Source organism: Massilia agri, from assembly GCF_024753255.1.
GTDB classification, from domain to species: Bacteria; Pseudomonadota; Gammaproteobacteria; order Burkholderiales; family Burkholderiaceae_D; genus Telluria; species Telluria agri.
In genome coordinates this window covers 331,308-344,983 of sequence record NZ_JANUHA010000003.1, presented here as the reverse complement: position 1 = coordinate 344,983, position 13,676 = coordinate 331,308, and the positions used below count along the sequence as shown (strand labels likewise).

15 protein-coding genes and 1 riboswitch are annotated in these 13,676 nt (G+C 64.0%); of the genes, 11 read left to right on the top strand and 4 right to left on the bottom strand.

Annotated features, from left to right (window positions below):
- Window positions 1-26: 26 nt before the first annotated feature.
- The 5 genes from NX780_RS06605 (at window position 27) to glf (ending at window position 4,645) form a co-directional block, all read left to right on the top strand.
- Window positions 27-683 carry a TetR/AcrR family transcriptional regulator gene (locus NX780_RS06605; protein ID WP_258827055.1) on the top strand — a complete coding sequence of 219 codons (657 nt, stop codon included), beginning with the start codon at window positions 27-29 and terminating at the stop codon, window positions 681-683.
- Window positions 684-846: 163 nt separating this feature from the next.
- Window positions 847-1,500, top strand: a complete 654-nt coding sequence (locus NX780_RS06600) for a protein-L-isoaspartate O-methyltransferase family protein (protein WP_258827054.1) — start codon at window positions 847-849, stop codon at window positions 1,498-1,500.
- Window positions 1,501-1,507: 7 nt separating this feature from the next.
- A complete protein-coding gene (locus NX780_RS06595) occupies window positions 1,508-1,831 on the top strand; it encodes a rhodanese-like domain-containing protein (protein ID WP_258827053.1) in 324 nt (107 codons plus the stop codon).
- A gap of 39 nt (window positions 1,832-1,870) precedes the next feature.
- On the top strand, window positions 1,871-3,235 hold the full coding sequence (locus tag NX780_RS06590; protein WP_258827052.1) for a TolC family outer membrane protein: 1,365 nt from the start codon (window positions 1,871-1,873) through the stop codon (window positions 3,233-3,235).
- Between the two features lie 255 nt (window positions 3,236-3,490).
- Window positions 3,491-4,645 (top strand): UDP-galactopyranose mutase, encoded by a 1,155-nt coding sequence (gene glf / locus NX780_RS06585; RefSeq protein ID WP_258827051.1) that lies wholly within the window; start codon window positions 3,491-3,493, stop codon window positions 4,643-4,645.
- 40 nt (window positions 4,646-4,685) lie between these two features.
- Here glf and ribB read toward each other — a convergent pair whose 3' ends face one another.
- The 4 genes from ribB to NX780_RS06565 form a co-directional block, all read right to left on the bottom strand.
- Window positions 4,686-5,330 (bottom strand): 3,4-dihydroxy-2-butanone-4-phosphate synthase, encoded by a 645-nt coding sequence (ribB, locus tag NX780_RS06580; RefSeq protein WP_258827050.1) that lies wholly within the window; start codon window positions 5,328-5,330, stop codon window positions 4,686-4,688.
- 103 nt (window positions 5,331-5,433) lie between these two features.
- Window positions 5,434-5,576, bottom strand: a riboswitch (FMN riboswitch).
- Between the two features lie 73 nt (window positions 5,577-5,649).
- Entirely contained in the window at window positions 5,650-6,063 is a 414-nt protein-coding gene (gloA, locus tag NX780_RS06575) for a lactoylglutathione lyase (RefSeq protein WP_258827049.1), read from the bottom strand.
- Between the two features lie 144 nt (window positions 6,064-6,207).
- Window positions 6,208-6,639, bottom strand: a complete 432-nt coding sequence (locus NX780_RS06570) for an OsmC family protein (RefSeq protein ID WP_258827048.1) — start codon at window positions 6,637-6,639, stop codon at window positions 6,208-6,210.
- A 13-nt stretch (window positions 6,640-6,652) separates the two neighbouring features.
- The gene (locus tag NX780_RS06565; protein ID WP_258827047.1) at window positions 6,653-6,973 is read right to left on the bottom strand and encodes a hypothetical protein; all 321 of its coding nucleotides are present in this window, start codon (window positions 6,971-6,973) and stop codon (window positions 6,653-6,655) included.
- 146 nt (window positions 6,974-7,119) lie between these two features.
- On the opposite strand from NX780_RS06565, the gene NX780_RS06560 reads away from it, so the two are divergent.
- The 6 genes from NX780_RS06560 (at window position 7,120) to grpE (ending at window position 13,602) form a co-directional block, all read left to right on the top strand.
- Entirely contained in the window at window positions 7,120-8,013 is an 894-nt protein-coding gene (locus NX780_RS06560; RefSeq protein ID WP_258827046.1) for a DUF3667 domain-containing protein, read from the top strand.
- A 140-nt stretch (window positions 8,014-8,153) separates the two neighbouring features.
- On the top strand, window positions 8,154-9,068 hold the full coding sequence (locus NX780_RS06555) for an NAD kinase (protein WP_258827045.1): 915 nt from the start codon (window positions 8,154-8,156) through the stop codon (window positions 9,066-9,068).
- A 37-nt stretch (window positions 9,069-9,105) separates the two neighbouring features.
- On the top strand, window positions 9,106-10,770 hold the full coding sequence (recN, locus tag NX780_RS06550) for a DNA repair protein RecN (protein ID WP_258827044.1): 1,665 nt from the start codon (window positions 9,106-9,108) through the stop codon (window positions 10,768-10,770).
- Window positions 10,771-10,869: 99 nt separating this feature from the next.
- Entirely contained in the window at window positions 10,870-11,298 is a 429-nt protein-coding gene (locus NX780_RS06545) for an organic hydroperoxide resistance protein (protein WP_258827043.1), read from the top strand.
- 87 nt (window positions 11,299-11,385) lie between these two features.
- Window positions 11,386-12,516: a ferrochelatase gene (hemH, locus tag NX780_RS06540; RefSeq protein WP_258827042.1), complete on the top strand. Its 1,131-nt coding sequence runs from the start codon at window positions 11,386-11,388 to the stop codon at window positions 12,514-12,516.
- Window positions 12,517-13,002: 486 nt separating this feature from the next.
- Entirely contained in the window at window positions 13,003-13,602 is a 600-nt protein-coding gene (grpE, locus tag NX780_RS06535) for a nucleotide exchange factor GrpE (RefSeq protein WP_258827041.1), read from the top strand.
- Window positions 13,603-13,676: the final 74 nt, after the last annotated feature.

Below are 13,676 nucleotides of genomic sequence, written 5' to 3'. Positions count from 1 at the left end.
TCATGAGTTAGTTTCTAGGCAGAAACATGCAATGTCCACTCGACAGCAAGCCGCGCTGGGAACGCCGCAAGGATGCCCGTCCCCAGGAGCTTCTTGCTGCCGCGATCGACCTGTTCGTGGAACGGGGCTTCGCCGCCACTCGCCTGGAGGACGTCGCGCGCCAGGCCGGCGTGTCCAAGGGTACGCTTTACCTGTATTACACGAACAAGGAAGAGCTGTTCAAGGCCGTCGTGCGTGAAAGCATCGTGCCCGTGATCGGCGAGGCCGAGGTCTCGATCACCGCCTTCGAAGGCCATAGCGGCGACCTGCTGCGCATGGTGATGCTGAACTGGTGGCAGCGCGTGGGCCAGAGCAAGGTCTCCGGCATCAGCAAGCTGATCATGGCCGAGGCGGGCAATTTCCCCGAGCTGGCCAAGTTCTACCAGGAAGAGGTCATTACCCGCGGCACCCGCATGATCTCGTCCATGCTCGAGCGCGGCGTGGCGCGCGGCGAGTTCCGCAGCATCGACGTGACCCAGATGACGCAGGTCCTGATCGCGCCCATGATGATGCTGATTACCTGGAAGCACTCGGCGGTGGCGCCCTGCGACTGCGCCGAGCTGCAGCCCCAGGCCTTCCTCGACGCCTTCCTCGACATGGCCCTGCACGGGCTGCTGCCGCAGGCCGGCCGCCAGCCCGCCTGAGTTGCCGTTTGCATCATTGCGCCGTTTTTCAGGCGTTCAACCCCTCCAAACTGCAGACTGTCGCAATTTACCCTGGTCCCGGGGAGCCCATCGCTAAGATGTGCGTCCTGAGGCCGTTCAACGATAAAATATCGGATTATTTATTTTTCCACCGAGAACTCAGATGAATATCGAACAAGCCCGCTTCAACATGATCGAACAGCAGATCCGCCCGTGGAACGTCCTCGACCAGGACGTGCTGGACATGCTGCACGTCGTCAAGCGCGAACAGTTCGTGCCGGCGGCCTACCAGAACCTGGCTTTCGCGGACGTCGAGATCCCGCTGCCGGGCGGTGAAGCGATGTTCAACCCGAAGGTCGAAGCACGCATCATGCAGGAACTGGCGGTCAAGAAGCACGAGAACGTCCTCGAAATCGGCACCGGTTCGGGCTATATGGCGGCACTGCTGGCGCACAAGGCGCGCCACGTGACCACCGTCGAGATCCAGCCGGAAGCGGCCAAGCTGGCGCGCGAGAACCTGGCCAGGGCCGGCGTCGACAACGTGACCGTCGAAGAAGGCAATGGCGCGGCAGGCTGGGAAAAGGGTGCGCCGTACGACGTGATCGTCGTCTCGGGCGCGCTGCCGGTGCTGCCGGAAGCCCTCGTGAAACAGGTGAAGGTGGGCGGACGCCTGGCGGTGATCCTGGGCGAAGCCCCGGCGATGAGCTTCAACATCGTCACCCGTACTTCGGAAACGGCGACCGACACGGTCAGGATTTTCGAAACCATCGCCAAGCCGCTGACGGGTGCGCAAGCGCCGTCGCGCTTCCAGTTCTGAGGCCGCGATGCAGCACGTGACCGCCCCCGAGTTGGCCGCCAGGCTGGCCGACCCGGCGCAGGAACAGCCTTTGTTGCTGGACGTGCGCGAAAACTGGGAATTCGAGACCTGCCATATCGCGGGCTCGACCCAGATACCGATGCACCTGATCCCGCTGCGCGCCGGCGAACTGCCGGACGAGCGCGAGATCGTGTGCATCTGCCACCACGGAGCCCGCAGCATGCAGGTCGCGAGCTTCCTGGAACGTAACGGATTTGAAAACGTAACGAACTTGACGGGCGGTATACACGCCTGGGCCGTACAGGTCGATCCTTCGATGCCGAAGTACTGACCTGATTCCAAACTTTTGATGACTCCTGTGGAGAATGCAATGCAGAAACCCCTACTTGCCGTGCTGCTTGCCAGCGCATTTTGCTCGCTGAATGCAAGCGCGGCCGACCTGATCCAGGTGTACCAGCAGGCACTGGCCAACGACGCGACCTTCGCCAGCGCGCGTGCGTCGGCGGCCGCCGGCCGCGAGCGGATCACGCAGGGGCGTGCAGGGCTTCTCCCGGTCGTGGGCATCACCGGCAGCAGCATCAAGAACGATCGTGACGAATCGCCGTGGAACGAAAATGCGGTGATCGGCACCGACCCCGTCACCGGCGCCGACATCCGCGTGCCGGGCGGCGGCTCGAACCTGCGTACCTCGCAGTACCAGATCGCGCTGACCCAGCCGCTGTTCCGCTGGGCCGCCTGGGAAACCTACCAGCAGAGCAAGCTGCAGCAGGCCGTCGCCGAGGCGCAGTTCGCCCAGGCCCAGCAAGACCTGATCACCCGCGTGGCCCAGGCCTACTTCGACGTGCTGGCGGCCCAGGACAAGCTGGAATCGACCCGCGCCCAGAAGACCGCGGTGACCGAGCAGCTGGCATCGGCCAAGCGCAACTTCGAAGTCGGCACCCAGACCATCACCGACACCCATGAAGCGCAGGCGGCCTACGACCTCGTGATCGCCCAGGAATTCGCGGCCGTGAACGACCTCGACAACAAGCGCAATGCCCTGCAGGCCATCATCGGCACCGAGCCGGCCAGCCTGGCGCCGCTGAAAAGCGGCATCACCCTGAACGCGCCTTCGCCGGCGAACGTCGACCCGTGGGTGTCTTCGGCCGAGAACCAGAACTACGGCGTGACCGTGTCGCAGCTGCAGGTGGAACTGGCCAAGCGCGAGATCTCGAAGACCCGCGCCGGCCATTATCCGACCCTCGACCTGGTGGCGGGCCACACCCGCACCAAGGTCCATGGCCGCAGCGACACCTCGGGCGTGGGTACCAACAACAGCATCGGCGTGCAGTACACCGTGCCGATCTTCAGCGGCTTTTCCGTCACCAGCCGCGTGCGCGAAACCATCGCCCTGGAAGACAAGGCGCGCAACGACCTCGAAGCCAACCGCCGCCAGGCCGCCCTGCAGGCGCGCCAGGCCTACCTCGGCGTGAACAGCGGCATGGCCCAGGTCAAGGCGCTGGAAGCGGCGGAAGTGTCGAGCCAGTCGGCGCTGGAATCGAACAAGCTGGGTTACCAGGTGGGCGTGCGCATCAACATCGACGTCCTGAATGCGCAGCGCCAGCTGTACCAGACCCGCACCGACCTGTCGCGCGCCCGTTACGACACCATCCTGAACGGCCTGCGCCTGAAGGCGGCCGCCGGCTCGCTGCGCGAATCCGACCTGGCTGCGGTAAACAATCTGCTCGCGAAATAAGCATCTGCGGCAGGGTGCCCTGCCTGTCAAATGTTAAAAGCCCGAATCTTCCCGGTTCGGGCTTTTTCTTTGTGGGCTGCGCCAAGCCCTTGATTTCAAGCTGAAATAGTTGACGCACGACAAGTCGCGCGCCAGCGGATTTTTTTGCAAAACTGATAAACTGGCAAGGTTAATGCTTAATTAAACGGCAGGCTGCAAGAGCCCGCCAGCACTGGTGCTCCAGAATCAGATTTCTATTCCCTAAGGATAAATAACATGCAAAAGAATATCGCGATCGTCGGCGCCGGTTTCTCCGGGGCCGTCATTGCCCGTCAGCTGGCGGAAGCCGGCTACACAGTCGAAATCTTCGAATCGCGCCCTCACATCGCGGGCAACTGCCATTCCGAACGCGACGCCGAGACCGGCGTCATGGTGCACATCTACGGTCCGCACATCTTCCACACCGATATCGAGCGCGTCTGGGAATACGTGAACCGCTACAGCCGCTTCATGCCTTACGTGAACCGGGTCAAGGCGATTACCAACAACAGCGTCTACACGCTGCCGATCAACCTGCTCACCATCAACCAGTTCTTCGGCAAGACCTTCCGTCCGGCCGAAGCCCAGGAATTCCTGGCCTCGCTCGGCGACAAGTCGATCGAGAACCCCGTCACCTTCGAAGACCAGGCGCTGCGCTTCGTCGGCCGCGAGCTGTACGAAGCCTTCTTCAAGACCTATACCGTCAAGCAGTGGGGCATGCAGCCGACCGAGCTGCCGGCCAGCATCCTCAAGCGCCTGCCGGTGCGCTTCAACTACGACGACAACTACTTCGCCCACAAATACCAGGGCATGCCGGAAGACGGCTACACCGCGCTGGTCGAGAAGATCCTCGACGTGCCGGGCGTGACCGTACACCTGAACACCACCTTCGATCCGGCCAACAAGGGTGACTACGCCCACGTGTTCTACAGCGGCCCGATCGACGCCTGGTTCAAGCACACCGAAGGCCGCCTGCCTTACCGCACGCTGGACTTCGAAGTCTTCCGCGACACCGGCGACTACCAGGGCAATGCCGTCATCAACTACTGCGACGACAGCCAGCCCTATACCCGCATCACCGAGCACAAGCACTTCTCGCCGTGGGAAAAGCACGAGAAGACGCTGATGTACAAGGAATACAGCCGCCAGTGCGAAGAGAAGGATATTCCCTACTACCCGATCCGCCAGGCGCGCGACAAGCAGCAGCTCGAACGCTACGTGAACGTGGCGCGCGAGGAGCCGAACGTGACGTTTGTCGGCCGCCTGGGCACCTACCGCTACCTGGACATGGATGTGACCATCAACGAGGCGCTGTCGACGGCCGACAAGTTCCTGGAGTGCGCGACGAACAACCAGCGCATGCCGGCCTTCGTCATCGATCCGCTGGCCTGATGTTGAAACGGTGGGCGGCCCTGACCGCCCACCATGTGTCTTACTGGCGCTTACGCCACTCGATCATTTCCGCGATCGTCAGGATCGGGAAGCCGTGCAAGGCGGCGAATTCCTCGATCTGCTCCCCGCGCATCATCGTTCCATCCGGATTCATCAACTCGCACAGCACCGACGCAGGCCGCAGGCCCGCCATGATGGCGAGGTCGACCGAGCCTTCGGTATGGCCGGCGCGCGCCAGCACGCCGCCCGGTGTCGCGCGCAGCGGGAAGACGTGGCCCGGACGCACCAGGTCTTCGGGTTTGGCATCGGGCGCGATGGCGGTGCGGATGGTGGTGACGCGGTCGACGGCCGATACGCCGGTGGTGACGCCATGGCGCGCCTCGATCGAGACCGTGAACGGGGTGCCGTAGCGGCTGCCATTCTCCGCCGCCATCGGCGGCAGTTCCAGTTCGCGCACCTTGTCGGCGGACAGGCAGAGGCACACGATGCCGCTGCATTCGCGGATCAGGAGGGCCATCGTTTCGACGGAGAGCCTTTCAGCGGCGACGATCAGGTCGGCCTCGTTCTCGCGATCGAAATCGTCGAGCAGGATGACGGGGACACCGTTGCGCGTGGCTTCCAGGGCAGCGTTGATGCGGCCCTCGAGATCGGTGCTGTTAAGGGTAGGGGTGGTGCTGACTAACATGTGAGACGCTCCTCGCAAATGGCTATGGCGAAAAACGCATCAGGGCAAAGCGAATACGCACGCTCACCCGGCCACGGACGTGACAAGGCAAGCGCATGACAGCGCACATCTTCTTTCATCCGGACTATACCGTCGGCCCTGGCCTCTCACCAGGTCTGCTGACCCTGCTTTCGCAGGCGCTCGCGGGCTCAGCCCATTGCAGGCCATACCGCCGGTGGGGAATCGCACCCCGCCCCGAAGACGTATTTGATTGTTGCCTGGCGATCCAGGCGGAAGAATTGTAGCAGCGCCCGGCAGAGCTTGCCGGGCGAGGGCCGATTCAGCTGGAGAGGCCGGCGCCGGCGGCGTCGTCCTTGCGCTCGATGAGCTCGACCTTGTAGCCGTCCGGGTCGGTGATGAAGGCGATCACGGTGGTGCCGCCCTTGACCGGGCCCGGCTCGCGGGTGATGTTGCCGCCGGCTGCGCGCACGGTGTCGCAGGTGGCGTAGATGTCTTCGGCCGAGATGGCGATGTGGCCGTAGGCGGTGCCCATGTCGTAGCTGTCGACGCCGTAGTTGTAGGTCAGCTCGAGTTCGGCGTGGTCGGGGTTGCTGCCGTAGCCGAGGAAGGCCAGCTTGTATTTGTACTCGGGGTTGTCGCTGGTGCGCAGCAGTTTCATGCCGAGCACATTGGTGTAGAAGTCGATGGAGCGTTGCAGGTCGCCGACGCGGAGCATGGTGTGCAGGATGCGCATGGGGGTGTCTTTCTGAGGATGATTCGGAAAGGGGGCATTTTATGCGCTGGGCGGCGATCTTGCAGGGCGCCCCACAAAGCCGCGCGGCTGTGCATACGGTGGCTGAACGCGCGGTCGGCGGAGCCGACCACCCTACAAAAGCGATTAGTTTTCGAGGCGAGAAGTCAGCGTGACGTCGGCATTCAGGAGTTTCGACACCGGGCAGTTTTCCTTGGCCGTCTGGGCCGCCTTGTCGAAAGCTTCCTGGCTGGCGCCGGGAATCTTCGCGACCAGGTCGAGGTGCACGGCGGTGATCGAGAAGCCGCCTTCGACCTTTTCCATCGACACGGTGGCCGTGGTGCGCAGTTCCTGGGCCGTGAGGCCGGCCTGGCCGAGCTGGCCGGACAGGGCCATCGTGAAGCAGCCCGCGTGGGCGGCGCCGATCAGCTCTTCGGGGTTGGTGCCGGGGCCGTCCTCGAAGCGGGTGTTGAAGCCGTACTGCGAATCCTTGAGCACGCCGCTGCCGGTCGAGACCGCGCCCTTGCCGTCCTTGAGGCCGCCGCTCCAGACGGCGCTGCCATTGCGTTTGATCGTCATTGCCGGGTTTCCTTTATCGGTTCTTGCCCGGTTCCGAGTCGACGGAATCGTGGCGGGTCATGGAGCGGTGGCGGTCGGGCTGCGGATTGGCCTGGCCGGTGGCGCCCGGCGCCGGGTCGACGGCGCGGTCCAGGCCTTCGTCGTTGGTGCCGTAGCAGTCGGTGTTCTGCAGGCCCTGTGCGATGTCTTCCGCGGCCTGTTTCATGACGCCGCGCGGTTCCTGGTCCTGGGCGTCCGGGCTCTCGTCGCGCTCATGCGGCTGGCGCTTGACGTTGTCGCCTTCTTCGATCGGTGCCTTCGTGTTCACGAAGCGGTCTTTGGTTTCGGTCACCATGTTGCTCTCCTTGCATGTGCTTTGACTGAATCCTAAGCTTTCGCAGCGGATGGAGTCGCGCAATTGGACCCCGTCCAGGGATAGGGTGATGCTTTTTTGCAATTGAACCGCTAACATGGCGCTTGGACTAACGCCTGGATCGCACCGTGACCACCGACGCCCTCATCGAACACCAGCACGCCGCCGCTTGCAAGAACTGCGGCGTGACGACCAATGGCAATTTCTGCCACCAGTGCGGCCAGGCCACCCACCTGCACGTGCCGAGCGCGCGCGAATTCCTGCACGAATTCATGGCGCACTATGTCGCGATCGAAGGCAAGCTGTGGCGCTCGCTCAAGCTGCTGCTGTTCAAGCCGGGCCTGCTGAGCCGCGAATACATCGAAGGCCGGCGTGTGCGCTACGTCGAGCCGCTGCGCCTCTACCTCAGTTTCAGCATCATCTTCTTTGCAGTCATGAAGCTGAGTGGCGTCGAGATCATCAATGTCGGCGGGCGGACCGATGCACCGGCCGCGATCAGCGTCCCGGCCGGTGCCCAGCCGTCGCAAACCGGAGAATCAGCAGAGTTCCTGAAAGTAAAGGAGGAAACCGTTGCCTGGCTCGGGAAGCGGAACCAGGCGGTGGCTGCGCGGGTGGAACGCTACCTCAACCTCCCGGAAGCCCAGCGCAAGGAGGCGGCCAAGCGGGTCTTCTACAGCTACACCCCGTATGCGATCTTCCTGATGATGCCGGTCTTCGCCCTCTACCTGAAGCTGCTTTACCTGGGCAAGGGCAGGCGCTATGGCGAGCACTTCCTGTTCGCCCTGCACAGCAATGCCTTCGCCTTCCTGATGCTGAGCCTGTTCATCGTGGCGGACGGCTGGAACTTCGTGCGCCTCGTCCTGCTGGCCTGGCTGGTGTTCTACCTGCCGACCGCGATGCGCCGGGTGTATGGCGGCGGGCGAACCATGACGGCGCTGCGCTGGATCGTGCTGATGTTCCTGCACCTGGTCACGCTGGTGTCCTTCGTCGTCACGGCGGTGCTGAGCGGCCTGCTCCTCTGAACAGCGAATCTTGCCCGTGGCGCGGCGCTCCCTTATACTGTTTATTTGTACAGTCATTTACCGAGCGCCCGCCGGGGCCGATATGGCAGACGCAGGGATAATCGGTTAATCTCGCTGCTCCCTACCAACCATCCGATACCATGCCTGTGACGCCTGAAACGCAACAAATCATCGCGCTCGTGGTGCGGCAGAACACCCCCGGCATCGACGAGCCCGTGAAGCGGCTGGTCGACTACCTGGGCGAATCGGGCTACCGCGTGGTGTTCGAGGCCGACACCGCCGCCTACCTGGGCAGCCTGGGGATCGGCGGCGCCGAGGCCATGAGCGTGGCCGGGATCGGCGAACGCGCCGACTACGCGGTGGTCATGGGCGGCGACGGCACCATGCTGGGCATCGCGCGCCAGCTCGCCAGGTACGACATCCCGCTGATCGGCATCAACTCCGGCCGCCTGGGCTTCATCACCGACATCCCGATCGACCGCATGGTCCCGGCCCTGGACGAGATCCTCAAGGGCCGCCACGTGCAGGCCGAGGAGCGCACCCTGCTCGAAGCGCGGGTGGTGCGCGACGGCGCCGAGATCTATTGCAGCGTCGCCTTCAACGACGTGGTGGTGGCGCGCGGCACCGGCGCCGGCATGGTCGAGCTGAGCGTCACGGTGGACGGCGAATTCATGTACAACCAGCGTTCGGACGGCCTGATCGTCTCGACGCCGACCGGCTCCACGGCCTATGCGCTGTCGGCCGGCGGTCCGCTGCTGCATCCGCGCCTGCAGGGCGTGACCCTGGTGCCGATCGCGCCGCACGCGCTGTCGAACCGTCCGATCGTGGTGCCGGAATCGAGCGAGATCGTGGTCGAGCTGGTCGCGGGACGCGACATCAGCGTCAACTTCGACATGCAGACGTTTACGAGCCTGCAGCTGGGCGACCGCATCGTCATCTCGCGCTCGCCGCATACGATCACCTTCCTGCATCCGCGCGGCTGGAGCTATTACCATACGCTGCGTGAAAAGCTGCACTGGAACGAATACCCGACCAACGAAGGCAAGCTCATCTAAACCGAGCATCGAGCCACGACAGGAGACCCGATTTTTCATGCTGCGCACACTTACCATCCGTGACTTCGTCATCGTCGACACGATCGAACTCGAGTTCTCGAACGGCTTCACGGTGTTCACCGGCGAGACCGGCGCCGGCAAGTCGATCCTGATCGACGCGCTGCAACTGGCGCTCGGCGGGCGCGGCGACGCGAGCATGGTGCGCGAAGGCGCGGCCAAGGCCGACATCACCGCCGAGTTCACGCTCGGGACCACGGCGCGCGCCTGGCTCGCGGCCAACGAAATCACGACGGAAGAGGGCACCGCCCTGGTGCGCCGCGTGATCGACAACGCCGGCCGCTCGAAGGCCTGGATCAACGGCGTCAGCGCCACCGCCACCCAGCTGCGCGACCTGGGCGAGATGCTGGTCGACATCCACGGCCAGCATGCGCACCAGTCGCTGCTCAAGACCGAAGCCCAGCGCGCGCTGCTCGACAACCAGATCGCGGTGCGCGATCCCGAAGCCACCACCGACGTGCTGCAGACCCAGGCCGCCTACAAGGCCTGGCGCGCCCTGGTGCGCCAGCGCGAGGAATTCGAGACCGACGCGCGCAATGTGCTGCTCGAGCGCGAGCGCCTCGAATGGCAGGTCGGCGAACTGGACAAGCTCGCGCCGAAGGCCGGCGAGTGGGCCGAGATCAGCAACGAACACAGCCGCCTGTCGCACGCGGCCAGCCTGCTCGACGGCGCCCAGGAAGCGCTGCAGGCGATCTCGGAATCGGACAGCCCGATCCTGTCCCAGCTGTCCTCGCTGAACTCCAAGCTCGGCAAGCTGGTGGACGTCGATGCCCAGCTGCAGGCCGTGCTCGATTGCATGGAGCCGGCCCGCATCCAGCTGCAGGAAGCGGTGTACGCGCTCAACAACTACATCGACAAGGTCGAGCTCGATCCGGACCGCCTGCGCGAAGTCGACGCCCGCATGGAGGCGCTGCACAGCGCCGCGCGCAAGTTCCGCACCACGCCGGAAGAGCTGCACGAAGAGCACGCGTCCCTGAAAGCCAGGCTGCAGCAGCTGGCCGACGCCAGCGACCTGGAAGGCCTGCGCAAGCAGGAAGAGAAGGCCAGGGCCGCCTACATGGACGTGGCGCGCCGCCTGTCCAAGCGCCGCGCCGCCGCGGCCGTCGAGCTGGGCCGCCAGGTGACGGCCGCGATGCAGGAACTGAGCATGAGCGGCGGCAGCTTCGCCGTGGCGCTGGGTGAAGGCGAGCCGGGCGCGCATGGCCTGGAGCAGGTGGAATTCCTGGTGGCCGGCCATACGGGCGTGGCGCCGCGTCCGCTGGCCAAGGTCGCATCGGGCGGCGAACTGGCGCGCATCTCGCTGGCGATCGCCGTGATCACCGCCCATGCCACCACGACGCCGACCCTGATCTTCGACGAAGTCGACACCGGCATCGGCGGCGGCGTGGCCGAAGTGGTCGGCCGCCTGCTCAAGCGCCTGGGCCAGCAGCGCCAGGTGCTGTGCGTGACCCACCTGCCGCAGGTGGCCAGCCAGGCCAACCAGCACTTCCAGGTGGCCAAGGGCACGACGGGCGAAGGCCGCACCGTCTCGCGCATCGACGTGCTCGACAGCCGCGCGCGGGTGGAAGAAGTGGCGCGCATGCTGGGCGGGATCGAGATCACCGAGACGACGCGCAAGCACGCGCGGGAGTTGCTGGCGTCGTGATCGCCACCCAACCGTCATCCTCCTTTCACCGTTCTGTGGCAAAGTAGCCAACGTTCCGCATCCGCGGAGCCGTCCACAACAACACAGGAGGAAGTCCAAATGAGCATCGACAAAGTGCTGTACCGCGCCCAGGCCACCTCGCAAGGCGGCCGTGAAGGCAGCTCGAAGAGTTCCGATGGCGTCCTGAACCTGCAACTGAGCACCCCGAAGGAACTCGGCGGCGGCGGCGGTCCCGGCACCAATCCCGAGCAGCTGTTCGCAGCCGGCTATTCGGCCTGCTTCCTGGGCGCGCTGAAATTCGTCGCGGGCCAGGCCAAGGTGGCGCTGCCGCAAGATCTCACCGTCACCGGCGACGTCGGCATCGGCCAGATCCCGACCGGCTTCGGCATCGAGGTCGACCTCACCGTCAACGGCCCGGGCATGGACCAGCAGCAGCTGCAGCAACTGGTCGACAAGGCCCACATCGTCTGCCCGTATTCGAACGCCACGCGCAACAACATCGACGTCCGTCTGCGCGTGACGACTTGAACTGACCCGCTGTTGTAAGCCTTCCACATGCGCGGTGGGAGGGGAGGCCAATTTATAATAGCGGCTTCCTCTCCACCTTCCTTGCTCATGCCATTCAGAAAAGAACCGCCTTTCACCCACGGTACCGTGCCCGGAAACGCCATCGTGCTGGTCAACCTCGGCACTCCGGACGAGCCCAGCCGCAAGGCCGTGCGCCGTTACCTGAAGCAGTTCCTTTCCGATCCGCGCGTGGTGGAAATCCCCTCGAAGGTATGGTGGTTCATCCTGAACTTCTTCATCCTGCCTTTCCGCTCGGGCCAGTCGGCGGCCAAGTACCGTACCATCTGGACCCGCGAAGGCTCGCCGCTCAAAGTCCATACCGCAAGGCAGGCTGCGCTTTTGGCGAAGCAGCTGGCGGAACGCGAGCATGAAAACGTGAAGGTGGTGATGGCGATGCGCTATGGCTCGCCTTCGCTGCCCGAGGTGCTCGACCAGCTGAAAGCCGAGCACGTCGAGCGCATCGTCGTGCTGCCCGCCTATCCCCAGTATTCCGGCACCACCACGGCCTCGGTCTGGGATGCCGTCTACGCCTACTTCGGCAAGATCCGCAACGTGCCCGAACTGCGCCTGGTGAAGCACTACCACGACCACGAGGGCTATATCGAGGCGCTGCGCGAGCGCGTCGAGTCGTATTGGGAAACCCATGGCCGCGGCCAGAAGCTGGTGATGAGCTTCCATGGCATCCCGAAGCGAACCCTGCTGCTGGGCGACCCCTATTTCTGCGAATGCCACAAGACCGCGCGCCTGCTGGCCGTGGCCCTGGGCATGGGCGCGGACGAGTACATCGTCACCTTCCAGTCTCGCTTCGGCAAGGCGGAATGGTTGCAGCCCTACACCGCCCCCACGGTGCAGGAACTGGCCCGCCAGGGCCTCGAGCGCATCGACGTGATCTGTCCCGGCTTCACCAGCGACTGCCTGGAAACCCTGGAAGAGATCAATATGGAAGTGCGGCACGACTTCGAGGCCGCCGGTGGCAAGGAATTCCACTACATCCCTTGCCTGAACGATTCGCCGGCCTGGATCACGGGCCTGGCCGAGATCGCCGAACAGCACCTGATCGGCTGGCCGACCATCCTCACCCCGGCCCAGCGCGCGGCCCAGAAGCGCGACGCGCAGGTGGGCGCACAGTACGCGGCCCAGCTGGGCGCGCCGGCCAGTGTTGCCGACCTGTTAAAATAAACGGTTGTGTGATAGCGGAGTAACGCTGTTCCGTAGGGTGGTCGGCTTCGCCGACCGCGCGTTCAACCAGCTCATGAATGGACGATATGTCTGCTCTTCCGGAAGTTGAACGCGCGGACGGGAAACCCGTCCACCCTACAAAACCAATACCGCCAAGTTTATGAATGCCAGGGCGACGCACTGATCCCGACGTAGCACAGCCACGCGAGCACCGCGAGGGTGTACAGCACGACGGCGCCACTGATCAGTTGAAGTCTCATGATGGTTTCCCCGATGCTTTTGCAAGCTTGACAGGAAGGTTAAGACTTTTCCTCGGGAAATGATTGCGGTAAACCGTAAATCTTGTAACAAATGATTTCCACTTTTTCAGCTGGTATCTCTGCAATACCCCTTGAAAATGTAGGAGATCGCCCCATCTGGTGGGCTGTGTGTCAGGCAGGACACGTTGTCAATTCAGCCAAGTCCTTGATTCTAGGAGTTTTTTCGATGCAAGACCAAGAAAACCAAGAGGTGTCCCAGCAGCAGGCCCAGGCCGATGCCGCCACTTCTGCCGCCAATGAAGCCGCACAGGCAAGCGCCGGCCAGGCCGGCGTGCCCCCGGCCGCCGAGTCGGCCCAGTCGGCCCAATCGGACCTGGAAGCCCAACTGAGCGCCACCGAAGCCAAGCTGGCCGAAACCCACGATGCTTTCATGCGCGCCAAGGCCGACGCGGAAAACATCCGCCGCCGCGCCCAGGAAGACGTGAGCAAGGCCCATAAATTTGCCATCGAAAGCTTCGCCGAGGCCATGGTGCCGGTGCGCGACAGCCTGGAAATGGCACTGAAAGTCGAAACCCAGACCGTGGAGGCGATCCGCGAAGGCGTCGAAATGACGCTCAAGCAGCTCACCGCCGCGTTCGAGAAGAACCGCCTGGTCGAAGTGATGCCGCAGCCAGGCGAGAAGCTGGACCCGAACAAGCACCAGGCCGTGGCCGTGGTGCCGTCCGAGCAGGAGGCCAATACCGTGGTCGCCGTGCTGCAGAAGGGCTACATGATCGCCGACCGCCTGTTGCGTCCGGCCATCGTGACGGCAGCTGCGCCGAAATAAGTCTGACGGCGCGCTGAACGGGCGAATTGTTGCGCCGGCTGAGTATCGCCGCCGCTCCCCTTGAAAGCACGCAG